Origin of the sequence: Imperialibacter sp. (assembly GCF_048007035.1) — a bacterium.
Lineage (GTDB): Bacteria > Bacteroidota > Bacteroidia > Cytophagales > Cyclobacteriaceae > Imperialibacter.
In genome coordinates this window covers 3638685-3659193 of sequence record NZ_CP180355.1, presented here as the reverse complement: position 1 = coordinate 3659193, position 20509 = coordinate 3638685, and the positions used below count along the sequence as shown (strand labels likewise).

Here is a 20509-nt window from a genome sequence, read left to right as displayed (position 1 = left end):
ACTGATTCAATAAGTCGTTCAGTTAAAAGTTTAAGCTAGCCATGTCTAAAATATTCATCCCATTGCTTTTTCTGGCTGTTTCAGTCCAGGCACAGAAATATTCCACAGCCCTCGGCGTCCGCTTTGGCAACGAACACTATGGCGTCACTGCAAAACAGAAGCTGTTTGCTAAAACAACACTCGAAGGCATTTTCGCAGCTTACCCCAGCCAGTACAGCAGTACGCTGCTCATTGAACAACATTTTCCTTTGATTGGTAAAGGCTTCAATATATACACCGGAGCCGGCATGCATTTGGGAGAGCAAAAAGAACAGGGAAACTATTATGGCTACGACGCCATACTCGGCGCCGAAATGAAGCTCCCGGGGCTACCGATTGTCATTTCAGCCGACATCAAACCCGCCTATGAAGTCAATCACTCTGATTGGTTCACTTTTTCAACGGGCCTCTCTGCTCATTATATCATCGCCAAAGACACGAAAAAGAAAAGGCAAAAAGCCCGGGAAAAGAGAAAGCGGAAAAAAGAGCGGCAGAAGCGCAGAGAAGAAAAAGCTGAGTCAGATGACAACTCAGGCCTTTTGAAGTTCGATCTTTTCAAGAAAGGCTGATTGCCTATTCTTTTTTTGCTGCAATCCCTTTGTACTTTATCATCATGTTGATCCAGATGCTTCTGGAAAAGCGGTAGTTGAATGGCAGCAGCCCCACAACGATCGTGACAATGGCCACCATCATCATGGTGAGCGTTACCTCATCGACAATCAGAGCGAGGGTCACCCAAACAGCCACAAAAATAGCGGAGTTGATACCGTAGCTAACAAACATGGCCCCATAGTAATAACCAGGCTCCGGCTCAAACGACTGGTTGCAAACCGGGCATGTCTTGTACATATGGGTGAATTTCGAAAAGCTGAAATGGTTGCTCCCGGGAAACAAGTCACCTTCATGGCACCGGGGGCATTTCATTTTGGTGATGGCGTAAAACTTTGATCCTTTCTCACTCATGCGATACCTCCTTAAATATATTGACGCAAAGTTACGAATTGGTAGGTGACTGGGAAGGAAATTTCGTCCTAGTGGTAAATCAACGAAACAAGAAAATAGCCCGCCCCTTTGACCAACTATTCTTTTCCCCTTTGATGATCTTTAACTAATATAGACCCGCATTATTTATTTGATACTACACATACTTGCCTACAAACTATTTTACGAATGAAAACAACCTCCCTTCTAAGCTTCAGCTACCTGCTTTTAATCTGGCTGATAGTCACTTCCTGCGGCGGCGAAACAAAAAACAACAACAATATTTCTACTGATGAAACCGTGATTGCTGCTGGGCAGTCCACATTTGAGATGACCTGTGGGGCTTGCCACAATTTTATGCAGGCCGGCATCGGCCCTCAGCTGGGAGGGCTCACCAAAGAAGTATCGGCAGACTGGATCAAAAGCTTTGTGAAAAACCCTCAGCAAATGATTGACTCGGGCGACGAAAGGGCTGTCATGTTGTTTAAGAAATTCAATTCCTACATGCCCTCGTTCTCGTACTTATCCGATGAGCAAATTGACCAGGTAGTTGCTTATATCAATACGAAAGAAGCACCCGTATTTGGTGGAGGTGCTGACAAAGGAGAAGCGCTGGAAAATCCTATCCCCGACACTATCCAAACGTCGGACATAGTGGTGGCTATGAAGGAAATAACAGGGCTCCCTGCGTCAAATGACAAGCAGCCGATTAACAGGATGACCAAAATGGATCAGCTGCCCGGCACCAAAAGGGACTTCGTGGTGGATTTGAATGGTAGATTGTATGAAATGGTGAACGGGCAACCAAAGCTGTACATGGACATGGCTGAGCTAATGCCAAACTTCATCAAACAGCCTGGCCTGGCCACCGGGTTCGGCAGCTTTGCCTTCCACCCTGAATTCAGCACAAACGGCCTGCTTTACACCACCCACACCGAGCCAGGCACCAAACCCGCCGACTTCGCCTACGCTGATTCTATTCCGGTGAAGCTACAGTGGATACTAACGGAGTGGACAACCGATCCTGCTGCCAAAGCCCCTTTCACTTCTACCAGGCAACGTGAGCTGTTCCGCATCAATATGGTCACGCAAATTCATGGCGTGCAGGACATCAGGTTTAATCCCCTGGTGAAGAAAGGCGACCCTGACTATGGCCTGATGTATATCGGCGTTGGCGATGGTGGAGCGGCAGAAAATGGCTATGCCTTCATCATCGACAACCTGCAAACAGCCTGGGGCTCTATCTTCCGCATTGACCCTGCAGGCACCAACAGTAAAAATGGAAATTATGGTATACCAGCTTCCAATCCCTTTGTGAGTGATGCCAACCCCAATACGGTAAAGGAGATTTATGCCAAGGGCTTCAGAAATCCACACAGATTGACGTGGCTACAGTCAGGCGAAATGCTGGCTTCTAATGTTGGTCATCATAGCATTGAGTCTCTTTACATGATTCAGCCAGGCCGTAACTATGGTTGGCCTTACAGAGAAGGGACCTTCGTGATCGATCCCTACGACGATATGTACAAAGTATTCGCCAACACCATTGGGCCTAACGACCCCATCACCTACCCGGTGGCACAGTACGACCACGACGAGGGCAATGCCATCCTGGGTGGGTACGAGTACCTGGGATCGGATGTGCCTGAGCTGAAAGGGAAATATGTGTTTGGCGACATTGTCCAGGGCTGGCTGGCTTATATCAACATAGCCGATCTGAAGCTTGGACAGCAGGCGACGATCAAAAAGTGGCAGGTGAGCATGAATGGCAAGACGGTGAACTTCAAAGACATTTGCGACTGCAAAAAAGTGGATTTACGACTGGGCACCGATAGCGACGGCGAACTATACATTTTCACGAAAACAGACGGAAAAGCCTACAAACTAGTGGGCTCAAAGGCGATGTGATCTTAATTTAGAATTCGATACACCGTTAATGCCATCTTTTTATTAGCGAGGTTTCTTATTCGAGCAGCGCCCAACCAGGAGGGAGGGCGAAAAATGGCGGCCGGGTGCGTGTAATTGGCTAGTGCGTTAATTTTTCGATGATTTTTGGTTACTTTTCATCTAGGAAAAGTAACAGCCCGTCCGGCTTGAGGACAAAAAGAAACTTTAGACAACCTATGCTGCTTGATGGTATAAAGCTAACCTAGATGGCAGTAACTTATTCCGATCCCATATGAGCACTATCTTCCGAAAAAGCATCCAAACAACAAGTATCCTTATAACAATTTTGACGTTTATGGATTCTTGCAAACCAGAAACAAAACAAACGGCGGAAAAACAACCCCAACCCACCGTCACCCCCCTCACCTCCGACTTCGTTTTCGGCGACGACCGTGACTTCGCCCAGGCCCACGCCTCCACCCTCGTTCGCACCAACGACGGCAATTTCCTCGTAGCCTGGTTTGGCGGCACCCACGAAAAGCACGACGACGTAGGCATTTGGCTGACCAAAGGCAACGCAGGCAGCTTCTCAAGGCCCGTTGAGGTCGCCAAAATTCGTGAAGATGCCCATTGGAACCCTGTACTTTTCAAAGAAGCCTCCGGCAGCATCATCCTCTACTTCAAAGTAGGCAAAACCATCGACAACTGGGAAACCTGGTGGATCCGCACTACGGACAACGGCACCACCTGGTCAGCCCCTGCCGAGCTGGTAGCAGGCGACAAGGGAGGCCGGGGTCCGGTGAGAAACAAGCCCATCACCCTGGCCGATGGCACCCTGCTGTCGGGCTCTTCAAAGGAAACGAACAGGGTATGGGATGCCTTTATCGACCGCAGCACTGACAACGGACAAACCTGGACTAAATCTGACTTCCTGCCCCTCGACCGAACAGCCATTGAAGGTGAAGGCATCATTCAGCCAACATTGTGGGAGTCGGCTCCGGGCAAGGTGCACATGCTGCTAAGGAGCTCGGCTGGCGCTATCTGCCGCAGCGATTCTGAAGACGGCGGTGTTACGTGGTCGCCGGTGTACAAAACTGAGCTCCCCAACCCCAACAGCGGCATCGACGTGGTGAAGCTACCCGGCGGCACGCTGGCCCTGGCCTTCAACAACACCTCGGGCAACTGGGGCTCCCGGTCTCCGCTCTCGTTAGGCGTTTCCACCGACAACGGCACCACCTGGCCCACCATCGTCGATATTGACAAGGGCACGGAAGAGGAGGAGTTCTCCTACCCCGCCATCATCCAGTACGGCGACACCGTAGCCGTTACCTACACCTGGAAACGCCAAAAGATTGCGTTTAAGAGCTTTTTGGTGAAAGACTAAAGAGGTTGCTCTCTACGTCCCTGCACATGTAACGCTTTGAACTAAAGAGGTTACTCTCTCCTCCCCCTGCCGATGTAACCTCTTTAGTCTGAAACGTATCGACTTCGAAGATTAAAGAGGTTACTACTTTCTTTGAGGCTAGAGTAACCTCTTTAATTTGGAGCAGGTGCAACCTCTTTAGTCAGTAACCGATCGTTCTTAAATATTAAAAAGGTTACACTTTCTCTGAGGCTAGAGTAACCTCTTTAATTTGGGGTTTGAACTAAAGAGGTTACTCTCTGCGTCCCTGCCGATGTAACCTCTTTAGTCGGTAACGAATTGTGCTTCGAGGATTAAAGAGGTTACTACTTTCTTTGAGGCTAGAGTAACCTCTTTAATTTGGAGCAGGTGCAACCTCTTTAGTCAGTAACGAATCGTTTCCTGAAGATTAAAGAGGTTACGACTTTCTCTGGGGCAGAGTAACCTCTTTAATCTTTCTACTCAAAAACCTCAATACTATTCAGCTCGGGGCCGCCGCCACGGTTACCGGAGCCGGCCACGGTGTATATCTTGCCTTTTACGTTCACAGCACCAGTGCCATGGCGGCCTTTGTTGAGCATCGGCAGGATCTCCCACTGCATGGTTTGCGTGTTGAAAGCCTCCACGTTGGCATGCGACTCTTCCTGCGCATCACTTTCGCCCCCCATGATCAACACCTTTTTACCCAATACCACCGAAGAAGCACCCGCCCTTTTTGTGGGCAAGTTCTGCGCCTCGCTCAGCGTCGACCACTGGCCTGTTTTAAAGTCATACACATCCACAGCGGGTTCTGTGAGGTTCAGCACCTGCTGGATTTTAGCTGTCGAACGACGGCCCCCGGCCAGGTAGAGCTTGTCGCCTACCACAGACGCACCCACGTGGTCACGGATATGAGGCGCATCGGCCAGCCTCCTCCATCTGTCGGTCTTTGGGTCATACTCATCAAACCAAGCGTTGGTGCCGTCCCAGTGGCCGTCTGTCTCTCCGCAAATGATGTAAATCTTGTTCTTGTACACGAAAGCACCGGCTGCGCCCCTGCGACGGTCTTCGGGAATGGATGGCCCCTTGCGCCATTCATTCTTTTCGATGTTAAAAATATACACATCGGGAATGGGCACCTCGTGTGGGTAGCCGCCTGTAAAGGCTCCTATTACCCACATTTCGCCTTTGTAGTTGATGGCCTGAAAGTGACTCATCTCCAGGGGCGTCTCCACGTGCTTTGTCCACGTGTTGGTTTTTATATCAAAAGACTCCACGGGCTTCACGCCCCTGCCTCCTACCAGCACCAGCTTGCTGCCAATGGCGGTGAGTGAGTTCTCGTGGCGGTTGGTGCATTCGTTAGTTGGTGTCACTTTTTGCCAGCTTTGCGCCAATGTGCAGGTGGCCGACATAACAACTATCACGAGGAAGGACAGCATCTTTTTCATAACCAGGGAAAATTTTTGTTTAGCGTTTCAGACAACGGTTCAAAAGTAAAGATACAAGATTGGAGATATGCTTCGCCAGCAAAAAAAAGAAAGAAGAGCAAGATTCTTGAGTTAGCAGCCTGGGTCTGACGCCTGAAAGCGCTCAGAGAAGGGTTGTCAGGGGACAGCCCTTGGGGCTCTTTAATTTATATTCGCTTTATTGTCTTCAAAACTATTCCCCTCCAATTGCTGTTACTCAATCATCAAAAAGAACCCTCCTATGATCAAGTGGACAGACATAACAAGCTTCGCCAAAAATGGAAACCCCGCACCTGATAGAAAAGTAACACTAACCGAAGCCGAATGGAAGGCAAAGCTTACCCCTGAGGAATACAGGTAACACGGCTGAAAGGAACAGAGCGGGCGTTTAGCTCCGACATGTGCAGCCTTTTTGAGCCAGGCCAATACGGCTGCGTTTGCTGCGGCACGTTGCTGTTCGATGCGGCTGAGAAGTTTGAGTCGGGCACGGGCTGGCCGTCTTTTACTCAGCCTGTGAAAGAAAACAGCATCGCCTATATCGCCGATAAGAGCCACGGAATGTACCGCATCGAAACTGTTTGCAACACCTGCGACGCTCACCTTGGCCATGTGTTTCCTGACGGCCCTGCCCCTTCAGGCCTGAGGTATTGCATGAATGCCGTTGCTTTAAAAAAACTAAAGGAAGCCTGAAAAACCCCTGATTTCCGGTTTTTGGAAGACCTTAAAGCTAAGGTGAATCAACACATGCTGGCGGCAGCAAGGCCGTAACATATTGTTGATTTTGTAGCCTATTTTCCTCTAAGTGAATTTTTTCAAAATACATGCACTTAGATTAAGTTTTCAAAAAACTAGTATTTCGTTTTAAATCCGCTACATTTATAAAAATTTATTTAACTAATAAGGCATGAATATTTTCGTTGGCAGTCTCCCTTACAGTATTGAAGAGGCTGAATTAAAAGGTTATTTCGAAGACTACGGTGAGGTTTCTTCTGTGAAGATTATCACAGACAAATTCACGGGTAGAAGCAAAGGGTTTGGTTTTGTTGAGATGCCGGATGATGAGGCTGCTCAGAAAGCGATCAAAGAATTAAATGGCGCCGAAGTAAAAGGAAGAGCTATAGTGGTGAATAAGTCAGAGCCGAAACCAGAAGGCGAAAGAAGAGGCGGCGGTGGCGGCGGATTCAATCGTGGTGGTGGCGGAGGCGGAGGCTACAACCGTGGTGGCGGTGGTGGCGGAGGCTTCAACCGTGGTGGTGGCGGAGGCGGCTATGGCCGTGGCAACCGTGACTCTGATTACTGAGAACTATTAATCGCCTAAAGAAATTAACAAAGTGGTTCAGACAATGAACCACTTTTTTTATTGTCTGTTGTTAAGAAAGTCTGGCAAGTTTGGCTAGCCATCTTGTTTAATAGTTATCAGTCTTTAAAGATTATTGTTGAAAATGCCTGAGCCCTCCATTAAAACCCCTCATTCAGAAAACCAATTTGCAGACTACCGGAATTTCTGGTGGAACAAGGGCTTTATCGATTTGATGGCCAAAAGAATCAAGCTGAGCAAACACACCTCCCTGCTTGATGTGGGCTGTGGCCAGTGCCACTGGAGCAAGATCCTTACCCCTTACCTCGGCAAGCCTGCCTATGTGGTGGGTGTAGACAAAGACCCCACCTGGGCAAAAGGATCGGCGGAGCTCAAGCGGTTTTTTAAAGACCAGGCCGCCTGGTTCGAACTCTATCAGGGCGATGCCATGAACCTTCCGTTTGAGGATGCGTCCTTCGATATTGTCACCTGCCAAACGGTGCTGATCCACGTTGGCAACCCCACCAAAGCGGTAGAGGAAATGAAGCGGGTGCTGAAGCCCGGAGGCACTATTCTCTGCGTGGAGCCTAACAACAGGATCCAAAGCCTGCTGAGAACCTCCGAGTCGGAAAACACCTCCATCGACGAGATGGTTGACCATGTGAAGTATGCCCTGATTGTGGAGCAGGGAAAGAAAAGACTGGGCTTTGGCGACAACTCCCTTGGCGACCTGCTGCCCGGCATGCTGTCGAAGCAGGGCTTTGAAAAGATAGACGTTCGCTTGTCCGACAAAGCCATTGTGATGGTACCACCCTACGACACGCAGGAACAAATGGCCACTGCCAAGCATTGGAAAAAAGGCAATGCCGGCGATGCTATGAACAATTCGGATCTTTTTTACTTTGAGGCGTTTGGCGACAAATACCTGTCCTTTTACGGCGAGTACCATCAAAAATACGAAGGCCACTCAGAAAGGATCTTTGAAGCCCTCAAAAACAACGACTTCCATTCGGCAGGCGGAGCGCTGATGTATTTGGTTTCTGGCAAAAAGCCCATCCACTGAGTTACAACTTTCTCTTTTGATTAAGGGTCTTCTATCCAAACAGTCAAACTTATGAGAGCCATTCTACTTTTTGTTACAGCTGCTATTATTCTGGGAGCCTGCGGTAGTGAGGACGAAGAACTTCTTTCCGTGAAGCTAAAGTCGGAAAGTGAGTACATTAAAACCGGCATTTCGTGTGGGCTTTGTGCGGGCGTATGTTTGGACTCCCTGGCTGTAACACCCAATAAGCTCATCTACAAAAGAACCACCTGGGGAGCTGGCGACCCAAAAACAGAAATCATTGAACAGGCCTTTACCCAAAAGGGCTGGGAAAACCTGATCGGGCTGGTGCCACTACAGGAGTTCGCAGCACTGGAATTGGAATCCTGCGCCCGCTGCTACGATGGTTGCGACTACTGGCTCGACATCAAATCGGGAGGCATTGAAAACTCCATCTCTTTTGTCTGGAACGAGTTTCCCCCGCAGGTAGACTCCCTCACCAAAGCGTTGAATTCCATCAAGGCGCAGTTCAACGACAACTAAGCGCTTTCATTCTTCCCGCAGCACTTCCGCTGGATTGGTAGCTGCAGCTTTGTTTACCTGCCGATATACTGATGTTGCCATAAGTGCACCGATCAATATCGCAGCTGCTGGCACATACCACCAGGAGGCGCTTACATGAAAGGCAAATGAGTTGAGCCAGTTGCCCAAAAAATAATACGAAACAGGGGCACCCACCATAAGGCCAACGGCCAATACCCCGGCAAACGGACGCCCCATTTGGGCCATGATGTGCCACAAATCTGCCCCGAGTAGCTTTCGGATACCCATTTCCTTCCTCCTTGTTTCCAAAATAAACGCTGCCAGCCCAAAAACTCCCAGCAAAGCAATAAGCACAATGACACCAGCTGAGACACGGATGAAAAAAGAGAGTCGGTCGTCTTCTCTGTAGGCCATGTCGAGGGCGTCAGTGAGTGAGGTGAATTCAACCTCCTGCGTAACACCAAGGTCGTTCCACACGGCGCTTAGCTTTTTCTTTTGCTCCTCCACGTCGCCATCTTCCAGCTTCACGGCAAGCAGGTTGCGGGAAATTGTCGGGACAATTTGCCAAACCATAGGCTCTAGCTCCTGGTACAGCGACTGAAAGTGATAGTCTTCCATTACCCCTATGATGGTGCCTGTGTTCAGGGAATCAGTGAGCAATTTAGATAGTGTTTGGCCAACGGCAGCCTGGGGAGATCGGAAGCCGAACGCCTCAACGGCCTTTTTGTTGAGCACAAACGCACGGCCGATGTCAGACGCAAACTCTTTGGAGAAAAACCGCCCGGCCACAAGCTTTACTTGATACACCTCGTCAAAATCCGCATCAACATAGTTCGCATTCATCATCGGGGTGGCTCCGGTGCTGTCTGCCCCAAGCCGGAACTGCGCCCTCACATGGTCGCCGGTAATGGGCGTGAGCGATATGGAGGAAGCCCTAACAAATGACTGCTGCAGAAAAGCCTGCTTGATGGCGTCGGCTTTGGTATTTACCTGAGGATCGGTAATGCTCATCGTTACCACCTGTTCTTTGTCGAAGCCAAGGTCTTTGCTTTTGATAAACCGCAATTGCTCATCCATGCCAAGGGCAATCACTGCAAAAAGTACAGAAACGATCAATTGAAGCCCCAGGAGACCATAACGAAGGCTCAATTTTGAGTGACCAGTTGCCGCTCCCTTCAGGTTGGTGACAGAAATTGTGCGGGATACTAACCAAAACGGAATAATGCTCGAAATACCTGCCACGGTGATACCAAAAAAGAAAGTGAACAGGTAGTAGCTGACGCCTGTGAAGAGCCCGGTTCTCAAGGTGATGTTGAGCATGGCTTCAATTTCAGGCACCAGAAAGAACGTAAGCACATTGATCAAAAGGATGACCAGCGACAGCATGCAAACAGATTCTACAAGCAGCTGAACATACTGCTGACCAACAGGCTCCCCTATGATTTTGCGAATGGCCAACTCCTTGGATCGCCTCATCAGCAAGGCAGTGGCCAGGTTCACATAGTTGGCAATGCTCACCAGCAATAGAAAGGCAGCCAGCACGCCCAAAGCCAGGTCGTTGAGCTTGCTTCCTTTTCTCCCGGAGTCAAATTGGTGGCCATTGGTATAGTGAACTTCAGTGAAGGCCACTGGAAGCAGGCTCATTACGTCCCTTATCCCTTCTGGAAAATGTTCTTCTGTAATGGTTGCAAATTCCCCGGCAAGCCTGGCTTCATCAATTCTCGCCTTCATCAGCAGGTAGGTAAAATTGCCGGGCACCAGAGCACCGAGGTTGTCTCGCATGGCATTTTCGACATGCGAATAGCTTGTGGCCATGTCGAAAGCAAAAGACACATTTTCGGGGTAGTCCCTGATAACAGCTTTTACATGTGCCGAGAAGCTACCGGCTGGTGTTTCAAGTGATACGGTCTGTCCGATAGGGTCGTCCTTTCCAAAAAATCTAATGGCCGTTGTTTGGTTGATCACCAATCCATCAGGTGTTTGCAGTGCTGTTACAATATCTCCGGCAACAACCTGCGCAGAAAACACATCAAAAAAGCCCGGGTCAGCAAAAAGCGGGTAGCTCTGCCCCAGGTTTTGGTCGCCCAGGGTGACGGAAGCGGGCATATACCGGTACCTGACTACCTCTTCCACATCGGCCATTTGCTCTTTCAACAGCGGCGCCAGCGACTTGGAAGTGGCGGCATAAATCGAGGTTGATTCCGGCAAGCTCACTTTGGTGCTTACCCTGACAATCCTGTCGGCCCTGTCGTGAAACTTATCAAAGCGCATGTGGTAGTACAATACCATTAGCACGGGTATGAGGGCACCCAGGCCAACTACAAAACCAAGGATTTGCAGAAAAGCAGTGGAGCGAAATCTCCAAAGGCTGCGAAGCGAGAATAAAAGTTGATGACGCATAATAAACTAATTTATTAGTCAATAAACTAATAAATTAGTTTTAATGCAAGTGACTTCCTGTTTTACCGTAGGTTAATAGGTGAATCCTAGTTTGTCCAGACCACTCTGCACTTCAGGCGCCGACATAAACAAGTCCCACAGAAGGCCCGATCTGTAATTTTCGATCATCACCACTTCGGGGCCCTGATCGATGGCCAGGTACCAATTCACATACCAGTCCTTCTGCTCGCTGAAGGCATCGTAAAAGCCATACTCCCCCCACACCTTGTCGCCCAGGTCGAAGTAAAGGTGCTTCATTACCTTCATGCTTTCTTCGGGTGTGTAAGGGAATGACGAAAGCGCCGCCGTGGGAGTAATAACCCCGAGGTCTTCATCCATGGGGCGGTGGGCCGCATAGAACCCTGTAGAATAGCTGGCGGTAAGGCCCCAGCAGTTTTCGCCGTACCCTTTGTATCCCTTCGGATTTTCGATGCACCACTGCCTGTTGATCAGCGTATGGTTCCTGTTTTCCTGCCAGTAGTCGGCATACTTGTCTTTGAGATTGCGGGGATCTAACCCGACAAATGAATAATGAGCCCAGAAAAGCGGCCCACCATATTGTTGTGCGTAGTTGTGCTTCAGGTTCAGGTGGTAACCGTATTGCGAATGGGTAGAATCGTTGAGAATGGCGCCACTTCTGGCCCAGCCATTGTGATACACTTCTGCCGGGATGCCATGCGTGGGTGATGATGCCGCCAGCACATACATGATCAGGCACTCGTTCCACCCTTCGACCGGGAAGTTCATTTTCCAACCTTTGTCGGGCGACCAGTGCCAGTACAGCACGTCCTGGTCACCATTGCGGTACCAGTCCCATTCTACTTCCTTCCAAAGCGTGTCGATACGGGTGGCCAGGGCCCGCTCCTCGTCGGTGCCTTCGTTGAAGAATTGACGCACTGCCAAAAGCCCCTGCACCAGGTAGGCCGTTTCCACCAGGTCGCCCCCGTTATCATTTTCACCAAAGGGCTTTACCTTGCCCGTTTCACCGTTGATCCAATGCGACCAGGCACCGTGAAAGCGGTCGGCAGTTTCCAGGAAACCTACAATTCTGGTCATGCGCTCCAGCCCCTGCTCCCGGGTGATGAAGCCCCTTTCGATCCCCACCAGAATAGCCATCACCCCAAAGCCGCTACCGCCGGAGGTAACGATGTGCTTGTCGTTGTCAGGGTAGTTGCCATCGGTATGGAACCGCTCCCTGGCCATGCCTGAGTTGGGCTCGGCGCCGTCCCAGAAGTACTGAAAGGTACGGTACTCAACCAGCGTCATGAGGGAGTCGTCGCTAATGGTAGCCTCACCTGTGGTGGTATCCCTGGCAGGTTTGTTTGGGGAACAGGCGCTCAACCCTAAGACGGCCAGCACGATAACAATAGAAAGGTTGTTTTTCATAGTCGTTTATCTTTGGGAGGTAAATCCAAGTTTGTCAAGCCCGGGCTGCACTTCCGGGGCACTCATAAAGAGGTCCCATAGCAGCCCGGTTCTATAATTTTCTATCATCACCACAATTGGCCCCTGGTCGATAGCCAGGTAGGAGTTGGCCGTCCAGCCCTGAGTGATATTGAAAGCATCGTAAAAGCCATTTTCACCCAGCAGTTTGTCACCTAAGGTGTAGTAAAAAAACTTAAGCGCCTTCATCGACTCCACGGGGGTGTACGGGAAGGAAGAAAGGGCCGCAGTGGGTGTAATCACCCCGAGGTCGTTTGTAGGAGAATGGGCCGAGTAGCCATTGTGGTTGTCGCTGGCAGTCAGGCCCCAGCAAAGGTCGCTGTAGCCGACAAAGGCTTTGGGGTTGGCTACGCAGTAGGCCTGATTGACACGGCTGTGGGCCACGTTCTGCGCCCAATAGTCGCCATAAGTGTCGCTCAGCCCACTAGGGTCTAACCCCAGGAAGGAATAGTGAGCAAAGAAAAGCGGGCCGCCGTAGTCGTAACCCAAAGGAAGCTCAATGTCGTAGAACTTGCGGCCGTTTTTGATGGAGCCGTTACCGGCCCAGCCGTTGTGATAAACGTCGGCGCTTACTGCATGCGTTGGGGAAGCGGCGGCAAGGAAATAGGTAATGAGCGCCTCGTTGTAGCCACGGATTTGGTGGTTCATTTCCCAGGCGAAATTGGGCGACCAGTGCCAGTACAGCACCTTCTCTCCGCCCTTCGTGTGCCAGTCCCACTCTACTTCCTCCCACATGGTGTTGATGCTGCTAATCAGGTCAGCTTCGGCAGCATTGTCGGCGTTGAGGTATTGGCGAACTGTGAGCAGCCCCTGTACCAGAAAGGACGTTTCTACCAGATCACCACCGTTGTCTTTGGTGCTGAAAGGCTGCACGGCACCGGTGTCACCATTGAGCCAATGAGGCCAAACCCCATGAAATCGGTCGGCGGTTTCAAGAAAGCCGATGACTTTAGCAAAATGATCGATGCCTTGCTGCCGGGTGATAAAACCCCGTTCTATGCCCACAATGATGGCCATCAGGCCAAAGCCAGTGCCCCCAGTGGTGACGGTGCTACCAGACGAATTTCTTTCCCGGGCCATGCCGCTTGCCGGGTGGGCATCGTCGTAGAAATACCTGAATGTCTTTTGTTGGATCAGCGTTAGCAGCGCTTCATCGCTTATTTCCGGAAACGCCGGTGTGGGGTCGTAGGTGGTGTAAAAGTCCTTTTTGTAGAAATTGAATATTTCCCCCTCTTCTCCTTTGATGGCTTCGTATAGCCAAACCTGGGTTTTCTGAAGGCCCTTCAAAGCAGTGGAAGGCACAATGGTTAAGCTAGTTTTATCTTCAGAAAGCGTGATGGCGGAGGACAATAATCCGCTGGAAGAAAAAATGCGGACATTGGCATCTGTGATAGTGGATGCATCTACCGGAGAAGAGAAGGTAATTTCAAAAGAGGGCGTTAAGCTGATATCAACGATCCGCTCTGCTGAGAGGTAGTCCACTCCATCGATGAGTAGCTGGGTTACATTAATTTCTTTGGGAACAGTTTGGAATGACACGGTTAGCCCGCCAAATTTTTCATTGCTGGTTCCTCTTAGGGTGTTTTTTATCTCAAGGGTATAGTTTTCGTTGCCCTTGAGGTCATTTTCGGTGGAGGCAGAAAAAGTTTTGTCGTCATCGAGAAAGGAAAAATCAAGGGTGACGACTACGCCCTCACTGTCTTTGAGCGCCACTGACGACGCCACGGTGGACTGTTCCAGGGGAGAGGTGAATGTAAAAACCAGGGGTTTATCAATTGGGGCATCGATGTTTTCGTCCGAATTGTTCAGGTTCAACGAGTACGTACCAATATTACCTTTGGACAGCTGCAAGACAAGATCGGGAGTCGTTCCAGCATCGTCATCTCCTGCGCAGGAAGTCAGGACTAAACTGAGTACTAAAAAGAAGGGAGTAAGTTTATTGTGCATCAAAGTTTTGGGGAAAATGAGAGGGTTCCCAAACGGGAACCCTCATTTACTAAACCAATTCAATCTACTTAACTACAAATTGTTATTTTTCTGAATCGTACATAAGCTTAACCTCTTCAGCTGTGATCGCTGCGGAGAATATTCTTACGTCATCGAGTTTGCCTTTGAAGTGATTTGCCGTTGGGAAGTTGTAGCCGCCCCATGGCTCATTTTGCCACAAAGTGCCACCTCTGGATTGAACAAAACCAAAAGCCAGCACGTTTTTCACATCGGCCGCATCACTATTGAATTTCAAACCAACTACGGTAGGCTCTTTTGAATCAGCTGGCCACAATGCGAATTCCTGACGGACTACCAAAGCGCCATTGATATACATTTCTCTATACTTGCCACTAGCGCTAAAAATGTAGGTGTAATGCATCCAGGTATCCTTTAATGTAGATGCCAAATCAGAATTCGTCTTGTTGAAAGTCGTGCCCTGCCATCCTTCATTGTCCTTAGTTTTTCCATCGCCATTCCAAAAGAGGTCTCCACCGGTTCCAAGCGTTCCGTCTCCATACTCCATCATTGCGGGCATTTTTATAAACTTGTAGTCGCCGCCAATTTCAGTTTGAAAACCGTTGAAAGCACCAAGTCCCATCACAAAATGACCAGTTGGGTTTCCATCAGCATTCACGTGCCCCTCGGAGTTTGTCTTAACCCAATATGCAAGAGTAAATTCTGCGCCATCCATCAGCTTATCACCATTAGGCACTTCTATGATACTAACGTCCCCATCAAATGTGGCCGCTTTACCAGCTGCCGCATTTCTTGAATCAGTGTAAGTGATGGAAATTTCAGCATTGGCATCAAAATCACCCACCTGGTCCTCTGCATTGCCCTCAAACGTCCAGTGTGCCACAACATTTTGAGGAGTGAAAGTACCAACGGTCGTAAAATTTCTGGTGAGATCCGTTCCGAGTGTTTTTCCTTTTGTCGAGGTCAGGCCCGCCTTAATGGTCAAAATGTAGAGAGAGCCTCCGAACAGCTCTTCATCTGGTGTAATTTTAAGAGCTCTGCCATCTGCAACGACAGTAATCTCTACTTCTGTGTCGTCGAAATCACTCACCAAAGTCACGTTGGAAGACGCTGTTGCCGGATCAATGTCTGTTGAGAAAATACCAGTAATAACTGCCGAAGTCGAAACGCCATCCGGGCTCGTGGCACCATTCAGGTCATCATCCCCAGCGTTCAGACTCACTATTGTGAGTTCAACAGCCGCTTCTTCATCGCCTCCACAGCTTATCAGAAAAGAAACCGTAGCCACCATAGCCAGCGCCCACAGTGAGTTGAAAATTAATTTTGCCTTCTTCATAATGATGTAGTTAATAATTATTGAGGTTTAAAATTTAAATTCTTTAGTATTCAGGGTTCTGCCCCAGCGTCCCTTCCGACAGGTCTACCTCGGTTTGAGGAATAGGGAGCAGTTCGTGCTTTCCAGCCACAAAACCCAGGGGACCAAGCACTTCCGATGCCTTGCCCGTTCTTACCAGGTCCCAAAAGCGATGCCCTTCCATGGCCAGCTCATGTCTTCTTTCTTCGATAATGAGCTCCCTGAGTTGATTCTTGTCTGTGACAGTAATGTCGGGTAAAATAGAGGCATTGCCTCCCCTGGCCCGGGCTCTTACCATGTTCAGATAGGTTAATGCCTGCGCCGCCTTGTTATTTTCGTTGAGTGCTTCAGCAGCCACGAGCAGCACATCGGCATACCGCACAATGCGTCGGTTGTGCCCCCACGACGTGATGGTGTTGCTGCCCTCGGTCCACACCTTTTGGTTATAGGTTTCTATCTCAATCAGGTTTCCATTGGAATCACGGGTTTCGTCAGGTGTGGTGCCATCGCCGATCGTTACCACGCCACCCAGCACATCACCCAGAAAAATGATGGTAGCATCCATGCGTGGGTCGTTGTTTTCGAAAGAATTCATCAGGTCTATAGATGGGCGATTAAAGCCCCAGCCTCTATTGGGAGACCCTCTGATGCCCTGTACGTTGGAGTACTGATTGCCGCCGTTATTTGTACCCTCATTGCGGCGTGCACCAATTTCGAAGACTGATTCCACGCCATGTTCTCCCGCTTCGCCAAAGGCATCGTTAAAATCAGGTTCCAGGTCATATTGGCCAGAGTTGATTACCTCAAGTGCATAGGATTCAGCCTTGACGAAATCGCCCTGAAACAAGTAAACCCTGGCCAACAGCGCTTTTGCAGCACCTTTGGTTGCCCGGCCGAGGTCTTCGGTGGCTACCTCACTTTTCTCCGGCAGAATACCCGCAGCAAAAGAAAGGTCGCCTTCTATCAGTGAATAAACATCTGCCTTGCTTGCCCTGGCCGCTCTTAACGGTGGGGTTACTGTTGTGATGAGAGGCACGCCACCCCAGGCACGCACAAGGTCAAAGTAAAACAGGCCACGCAGAAAGCGGGCTTCAGCTACGTACAAATCAATTTTAGCCTGATCCATCGCTATTTCAGGTACTTTTTCAATGACGACGTTGGCTCTTTTCACTCCTTCGTAAAGCGCAGCCCACCAGCGATCCAGGCCATCGGCTGTGGTGTTAAAAGTAAAGGTATCGAAGGGGCCGAGCGTTGGGAGCTGATCGTTCGGATTGCTGCCTTTGCGGGCATCGTCCGACATGATATCCAGTATTGGATAGCCACCCGAATGATAAGACCAGTTGCGAAGGGTGCTGTAGGCAGCATTGGTAGCCAGCAGTGCATCAGCGGCCGACTGTGGAAAAGACGCCTGCGTGAGATCGCCCTGGGGACTAATATCAAGAAAGTCCTGACAAGCAAAAGGAACCAGTACAAGCAGCACCAGTGCCCCTTTTTTTACTATTTGGTGTATATGTTGTGCAAAATTCATTTTGTAACTCATTAAAAGGAAATGTTTAAACCGGCTGAATAAATGGTTGACACAGGATAAGCCCCTCTGTCGATATTGCTGCTCAACACATCTTCACTGCCAAACTCGGGCGAATAGCCTGTGAATTTGGTAGCAGTGAATAAGTTGGTGCCTCTCACATACACCCTTACCTGGTTCATGTTGATCCGCTCAAGCGCTGCTTCAGGGATAGTGTAGCCAACGGTCATGTTACGGAAGCGAAGGAAGGAGCCATCCTGAATGAATCTGGTAGACGGTGCGAAGTTGATTCCTCCAAAGCTCGCTCGGGGCTCGGTAGTGCTCGTGCCTTCTCCTGTCCAGCGGTTAATCACATGCCTTTCGAAATTGTAGGGATCGGGCCGCACCACCTCCTTACCATTGAAGATTTTGTTACCCATTTGCCCCTGAAAATCGACATTGATATCGAACCCCTTGTAAGAAGCCTCCAGGTTAAACCCATAAATGAATGTCGGGATGGGTGAGCCCATATAGGTGCGGTCGGCGAGGCTAATTTTACCGTCTCCGTTCACATCTCTTATGATGAGGTCACCCGGCCGGGCCTGAGAATCGTGCGGATAGGCATCTAACTCAGCCTGGTTTTGGAAAACACCGTCTATCTGATAGCCATAGAAAGCGCCGATAGGCAGCCCCTCCCTGCTCAATGTCACCGGACGGCCGTCGCCGAGGTAGCCACCTACCAGCGTAGAATCGACACCGCTGTTACCGCCTACGCTCAGCACTTCGTTGTGCACTGTAGACCCCAGAGCACCAATACGGTACTTTATTCCCTGAATTTCGTCGGACCAGCCCAGGTTAAACTCAAAGCCGCTATTCAAAACGGAACCAGCATTATAGGTAACTCTTTGCCCCTGCCCGTTGCCCAGGTGCCCAGGCGTGAGGAGATCGACCAAAATATCCTGTGTCTCCCTCCGGTAGTAGTCGAGTTCACCCGTTAACCGCTGGTTGAGCAGGCCAAATTCAAGGCCCAGATCAGTTTGGTAAGTAGTTTCCCATTTCAGGTCGGGGTTGCCGGTTACGCCATAGCTTGCACCCGGGTTCAGGGCCTCTTCCACACCAAACACTGGATTCAGTTCATTCTGCACCAAAGAAAATTGGCGGTTGTACCGTATTTTTTCGTTTCCGATAGCGCCCCAGCTGGCTCTCACCTTCAGGTTGGTTAAAGCGGTGATGTTTTGCATGAAGCTTTCATTGATCACGTTCCAGCCTAGTGCCAGCGACGGGAAACTTGCATACTTGTTGCTGTCAGTAAACTTTGAAGAACCATCTCGCCGGAACGTTCCCGTAAACAGGAAGCGCTCGTCGTACGTGTAGTTGACCCGGAAAAGAACGGAAGCCATGGAGTAGTACTGCCCGGCGTCCACGCCATTGGCAATGCTGTTCAGCGTATTGATGTTATTGCTTTCGTCCACGATATAGCTGGGTCTGAGATACCAGAAGTCCTGTCCGTCTCTGAGGATGTTTTCACCCCTGATGCCCAGGTATTCGGAAGTAGTTTTCTGGCTGGTGAATCCAGCAAGGCCTTCTACCCGGTGTTTGCCGAACTCTTTATTGTAGGTCAGGGTATTTTCCCACAACCAGGTAAAGTTCTCTCTATTCTCTTTGCTCAGGTCGCTGTACAAATTCTGCTGCTGTGAGGCAGTGCCGTCAGCATTGTAAACTGTGTAGGCGGGCGTAAAGCTCTTATTTTTGTTGTAGGCCATGTCCACCCCAAAGCTTGACCGGAAGGTGAAATCCTTGAACAGTTTGATGTCGGTAAACACATTGCCCACAGTTCGCAGGCCCTTGTTGAAGTTGTTGGAATTCTCCAGATCGGCGAGCGGGTTGCCCACGTTGGGTACAACGCCAAAGCTGCCGTCGTCGTATCGTGGAACAGCGACAGGCTGCGCCCGGTACACCTGGTACACAACGCCTGGCGCTACCTGCTGAGAGTAGGGAGCCACGGTAATATTGTTGCCCAGCCGCACATTGTCGGAAAACTTATACGTATTGTTAAGCTTCAACGTAAGTCGCTCATACTTTGACTTGTCGATAATGCCCTGCTGGTTGAAGTAGCCGAGGCCCACGTAGTATTGCGTCTTCTTTGTGGCTCCGGTAGCCGACACCTGGTGGTTCTGTATAGGCGCCACATCAAAAATAAGATCCTGCCAATCGGTGTTGGGCACAGCGTCCACATTGTTGTAGGAGCCGGGGTTGATGTCATTCACCACGGTGGCAAACTCTTTGCCATTCAGAAGGTCTATCTTTTTGGAAAGCTTCTGAACGCTGTATTCAGTATTGACGCTAAACGTAGTCTTCTCGTCGCCTATCTTACCTTGCTTAGTGGTGATAATAACAACGCCGTTGGCACCTCTGGAGCCATAAATGGCAGTTGCGGAGGCGTCCTTCAGCACTTCCATTGACTGAATATCAGAAGAGTTAAGAAATGAGATGTCGCTGAGAATGACACCATCTACTACATATATAGGCGAGGAGTCGTTGAACGTGCCCACGCCCCTTATTCGAACAACTGGCGCCGCACCAGGCTGGCCTGAGCCGCTGCTTACCTGCACACCGGCCACTTTGCCCTGAAGTGCCTGCATGGGGTTAGCCGCCGGAATCTTGGTAAGGTCGGCACCACGAACTGAGGCCACGGCTCCGGTAACATCGCTTTTGCGCTGCACACCATAGCCAACCACCACAATCTCCTCCAACTGCTCTATGTCTGGCTCCATCACCAGGTCAATTATCGACCGGCTGCCAACGTCCACCGTCACTGTTTTGTATCCGATGAAAGAATAGATCAGTTTGCTGTCTCCGCTTTGAAGTTCTACCGAATAGGCCCCCTCAAAATCTGTTACGGTACCACGGCTGGTTCCTTCCACCTGTATGCTCACTCCGGGTAGCCCCTCCCCATCATCCTGCGAGGTGACTTTGCCTTTGACCACGCTGGCCTGGGCCACAGCAGTTGCCTGGCTACCCATGGACATAACGATGAAAAGCACTACAGATGCTAATCGTAAGGTGTGTTTCATTTGCAGTTTATAAGTAGATATTTAATGTTGCTTTTGAACGATAGTGAAAAGATACTAGCATCCGCAATCACTTGTTAATTTCTGAGGTGAAAAG

15 protein-coding genes are annotated in these 20509 nt (G+C 49.8%); 7 read left to right on the top strand and 8 right to left on the bottom strand.

The features are described from left to right. The first annotated feature begins 41 nt into the window (after positions 1–41). Complete coding sequence (locus tag ACMVP2_RS15635) at positions 42–608, top strand: hypothetical protein (RefSeq protein WP_416864199.1); 567 nt, start codon at positions 42–44, stop codon at positions 606–608. Between the two features lie 4 nt (positions 609–612). Here ACMVP2_RS15635 and ACMVP2_RS15630 read toward each other — a convergent pair whose 3' ends face one another. Beyond that, positions 613–1002: a DUF983 domain-containing protein gene (locus ACMVP2_RS15630; RefSeq protein ID WP_416864198.1), complete on the bottom strand. Its 390-nt coding sequence runs from the start codon at positions 1000–1002 to the stop codon at positions 613–615. A 207-nt stretch (positions 1003–1209) separates the two neighbouring features. Here ACMVP2_RS15630 and ACMVP2_RS15625 point away from each other — a divergent pair, with 207 nt between their 5' ends. Together ACMVP2_RS15625 and ACMVP2_RS15620 are read left to right on the top strand one after the other, a co-directional pair. Next, entirely contained in the window at positions 1210–2928 is a 1719-nt protein-coding gene (locus tag ACMVP2_RS15625; protein WP_416864197.1) for a PQQ-dependent sugar dehydrogenase, read from the top strand. A 334-nt stretch (positions 2929–3262) separates the two neighbouring features. After that, positions 3263–4291, top strand: coding sequence for a sialidase family protein (locus ACMVP2_RS15620; protein WP_416864196.1), 1029 nt, complete (start codon positions 3263–3265; stop codon positions 4289–4291). Positions 4292–4767: 476 nt separating this feature from the next. Here the strand turns inward: ACMVP2_RS15620 and ACMVP2_RS15615 are convergent, their stop codons facing one another. Continuing rightward, positions 4768–5736, bottom strand: coding sequence for a Kelch repeat-containing protein (locus ACMVP2_RS15615; RefSeq protein WP_416864195.1), 969 nt, complete (start codon positions 5734–5736; stop codon positions 4768–4770). A gap of 417 nt (positions 5737–6153) precedes the next feature. On the opposite strand from ACMVP2_RS15615, the gene msrB reads away from it, so the two are divergent. The 4 genes from msrB to ACMVP2_RS15595 all read left to right on the top strand — a co-directional run bounded on the left by msrB (position 6154) and on the right by ACMVP2_RS15595 (position 8636). Further along, complete coding sequence (gene msrB, locus ACMVP2_RS15610) at positions 6154–6444, top strand: peptide-methionine (R)-S-oxide reductase MsrB (RefSeq protein WP_416864194.1); 291 nt, start codon at positions 6154–6156, stop codon at positions 6442–6444. Between the two features lie 214 nt (positions 6445–6658). After that, complete coding sequence (locus ACMVP2_RS15605; protein WP_339794926.1) at positions 6659–7054, top strand: RNA-binding protein; 396 nt, start codon at positions 6659–6661, stop codon at positions 7052–7054. 142 nt (positions 7055–7196) lie between these two features. Further along, positions 7197–8114 carry a class I SAM-dependent methyltransferase gene (locus ACMVP2_RS15600; protein WP_416864193.1) on the top strand — a complete coding sequence of 306 codons (918 nt, stop codon included), beginning with the start codon at positions 7197–7199 and terminating at the stop codon, positions 8112–8114. Between the two features lie 51 nt (positions 8115–8165). After that, positions 8166–8636, top strand: a complete 471-nt coding sequence (locus tag ACMVP2_RS15595) for a hypothetical protein (protein ID WP_339794922.1) — start codon at positions 8166–8168, stop codon at positions 8634–8636. 6 nt (positions 8637–8642) lie between these two features. On the opposite strand, the gene ACMVP2_RS15590 is transcribed toward ACMVP2_RS15595, so the two are convergent. From ACMVP2_RS15590 to ACMVP2_RS15565, 6 genes are all read right to left on the bottom strand, one after another. Then, positions 8643–11036, bottom strand: a complete 2394-nt coding sequence (locus ACMVP2_RS15590) for an ABC transporter permease (RefSeq protein ID WP_416864192.1) — start codon at positions 11034–11036, stop codon at positions 8643–8645. A gap of 72 nt (positions 11037–11108) precedes the next feature. Then, a complete protein-coding gene (locus ACMVP2_RS15585; RefSeq protein WP_416864191.1) occupies positions 11109–12461 on the bottom strand; it encodes a glucoamylase family protein in 1353 nt (450 codons plus the stop codon). A 6-nt stretch (positions 12462–12467) separates the two neighbouring features. Continuing rightward, positions 12468–14465, bottom strand: coding sequence for a glucoamylase family protein (locus ACMVP2_RS15580; protein WP_416864190.1), 1998 nt, complete (start codon positions 14463–14465; stop codon positions 12468–12470). Between the two features lie 82 nt (positions 14466–14547). Continuing rightward, a complete protein-coding gene (locus tag ACMVP2_RS15575) occupies positions 14548–15819 on the bottom strand; it encodes an Ig-like domain-containing protein (protein WP_416864189.1) in 1272 nt (423 codons plus the stop codon). Between the two features lie 43 nt (positions 15820–15862). Further along, complete coding sequence (locus tag ACMVP2_RS15570; protein WP_416864188.1) at positions 15863–17377, bottom strand: RagB/SusD family nutrient uptake outer membrane protein; 1515 nt, start codon at positions 17375–17377, stop codon at positions 15863–15865. Then, on the bottom strand, positions 17377–20415 hold the full coding sequence (locus ACMVP2_RS15565; protein ID WP_416864187.1) for a SusC/RagA family TonB-linked outer membrane protein: 3039 nt from the start codon (positions 20413–20415) through the stop codon (positions 17377–17379). The genes ACMVP2_RS15570 and ACMVP2_RS15565 overlap by 1 nt, the downstream gene beginning before the upstream one ends. Positions 20416–20509: the final 94 nt, after the last annotated feature.

Bases quoted from the DNA above. Each gene is read 5' to 3' on its own strand.
- ACMVP2_RS15635 (WP_416864199.1), top strand. From the start codon at position 42: ATGTCTAAAATATTCATCCCATTGCTTTTTCTGGCTGTTTCAGTCCAG.
- ACMVP2_RS15630 (WP_416864198.1), bottom strand. From the start codon at position 1,002: ATGAGTGAGAAAGGATCAAAGTTTTACGCCATCACCAAAATGAAATGC.
- ACMVP2_RS15625 (WP_416864197.1), top strand. From the start codon at position 1,210: ATGAAAACAACCTCCCTTCTAAGCTTCAGCTACCTGCTTTTAATCTGG.
- ACMVP2_RS15620 (WP_416864196.1), top strand. From the start codon at position 3,263: ATGGATTCTTGCAAACCAGAAACAAAACAAACGGCGGAAAAACAACCC.
- ACMVP2_RS15615 (WP_416864195.1), bottom strand. From the start codon at position 5,736: ATGAAAAAGATGCTGTCCTTCCTCGTGATAGTTGTTATGTCGGCCACC.
- msrB (WP_416864194.1), top strand. From the start codon at position 6,154: ATGTGCAGCCTTTTTGAGCCAGGCCAATACGGCTGCGTTTGCTGCGGC.
- ACMVP2_RS15605 (WP_339794926.1), top strand. From the start codon at position 6,659: ATGAATATTTTCGTTGGCAGTCTCCCTTACAGTATTGAAGAGGCTGAA.
- ACMVP2_RS15600 (WP_416864193.1), top strand. From the start codon at position 7,197: ATGCCTGAGCCCTCCATTAAAACCCCTCATTCAGAAAACCAATTTGCA.
- ACMVP2_RS15595 (WP_339794922.1), top strand. From the start codon at position 8,166: ATGAGAGCCATTCTACTTTTTGTTACAGCTGCTATTATTCTGGGAGCC.
- ACMVP2_RS15590 (WP_416864192.1), bottom strand. From the start codon at position 11,036: ATGCGTCATCAACTTTTATTCTCGCTTCGCAGCCTTTGGAGATTTCGC.
- ACMVP2_RS15585 (WP_416864191.1), bottom strand. From the start codon at position 12,461: ATGAAAAACAACCTTTCTATTGTTATCGTGCTGGCCGTCTTAGGGTTG.
- ACMVP2_RS15580 (WP_416864190.1), bottom strand. From the start codon at position 14,465: ATGCACAATAAACTTACTCCCTTCTTTTTAGTACTCAGTTTAGTCCTG.
- ACMVP2_RS15575 (WP_416864189.1), bottom strand. From the start codon at position 15,819: ATGAAGAAGGCAAAATTAATTTTCAACTCACTGTGGGCGCTGGCTATG.
- ACMVP2_RS15570 (WP_416864188.1), bottom strand. From the start codon at position 17,377: ATGAGTTACAAAATGAATTTTGCACAACATATACACCAAATAGTAAAA.
- ACMVP2_RS15565 (WP_416864187.1), bottom strand. From the start codon at position 20,415: ATGAAACACACCTTACGATTAGCATCTGTAGTGCTTTTCATCGTTATG.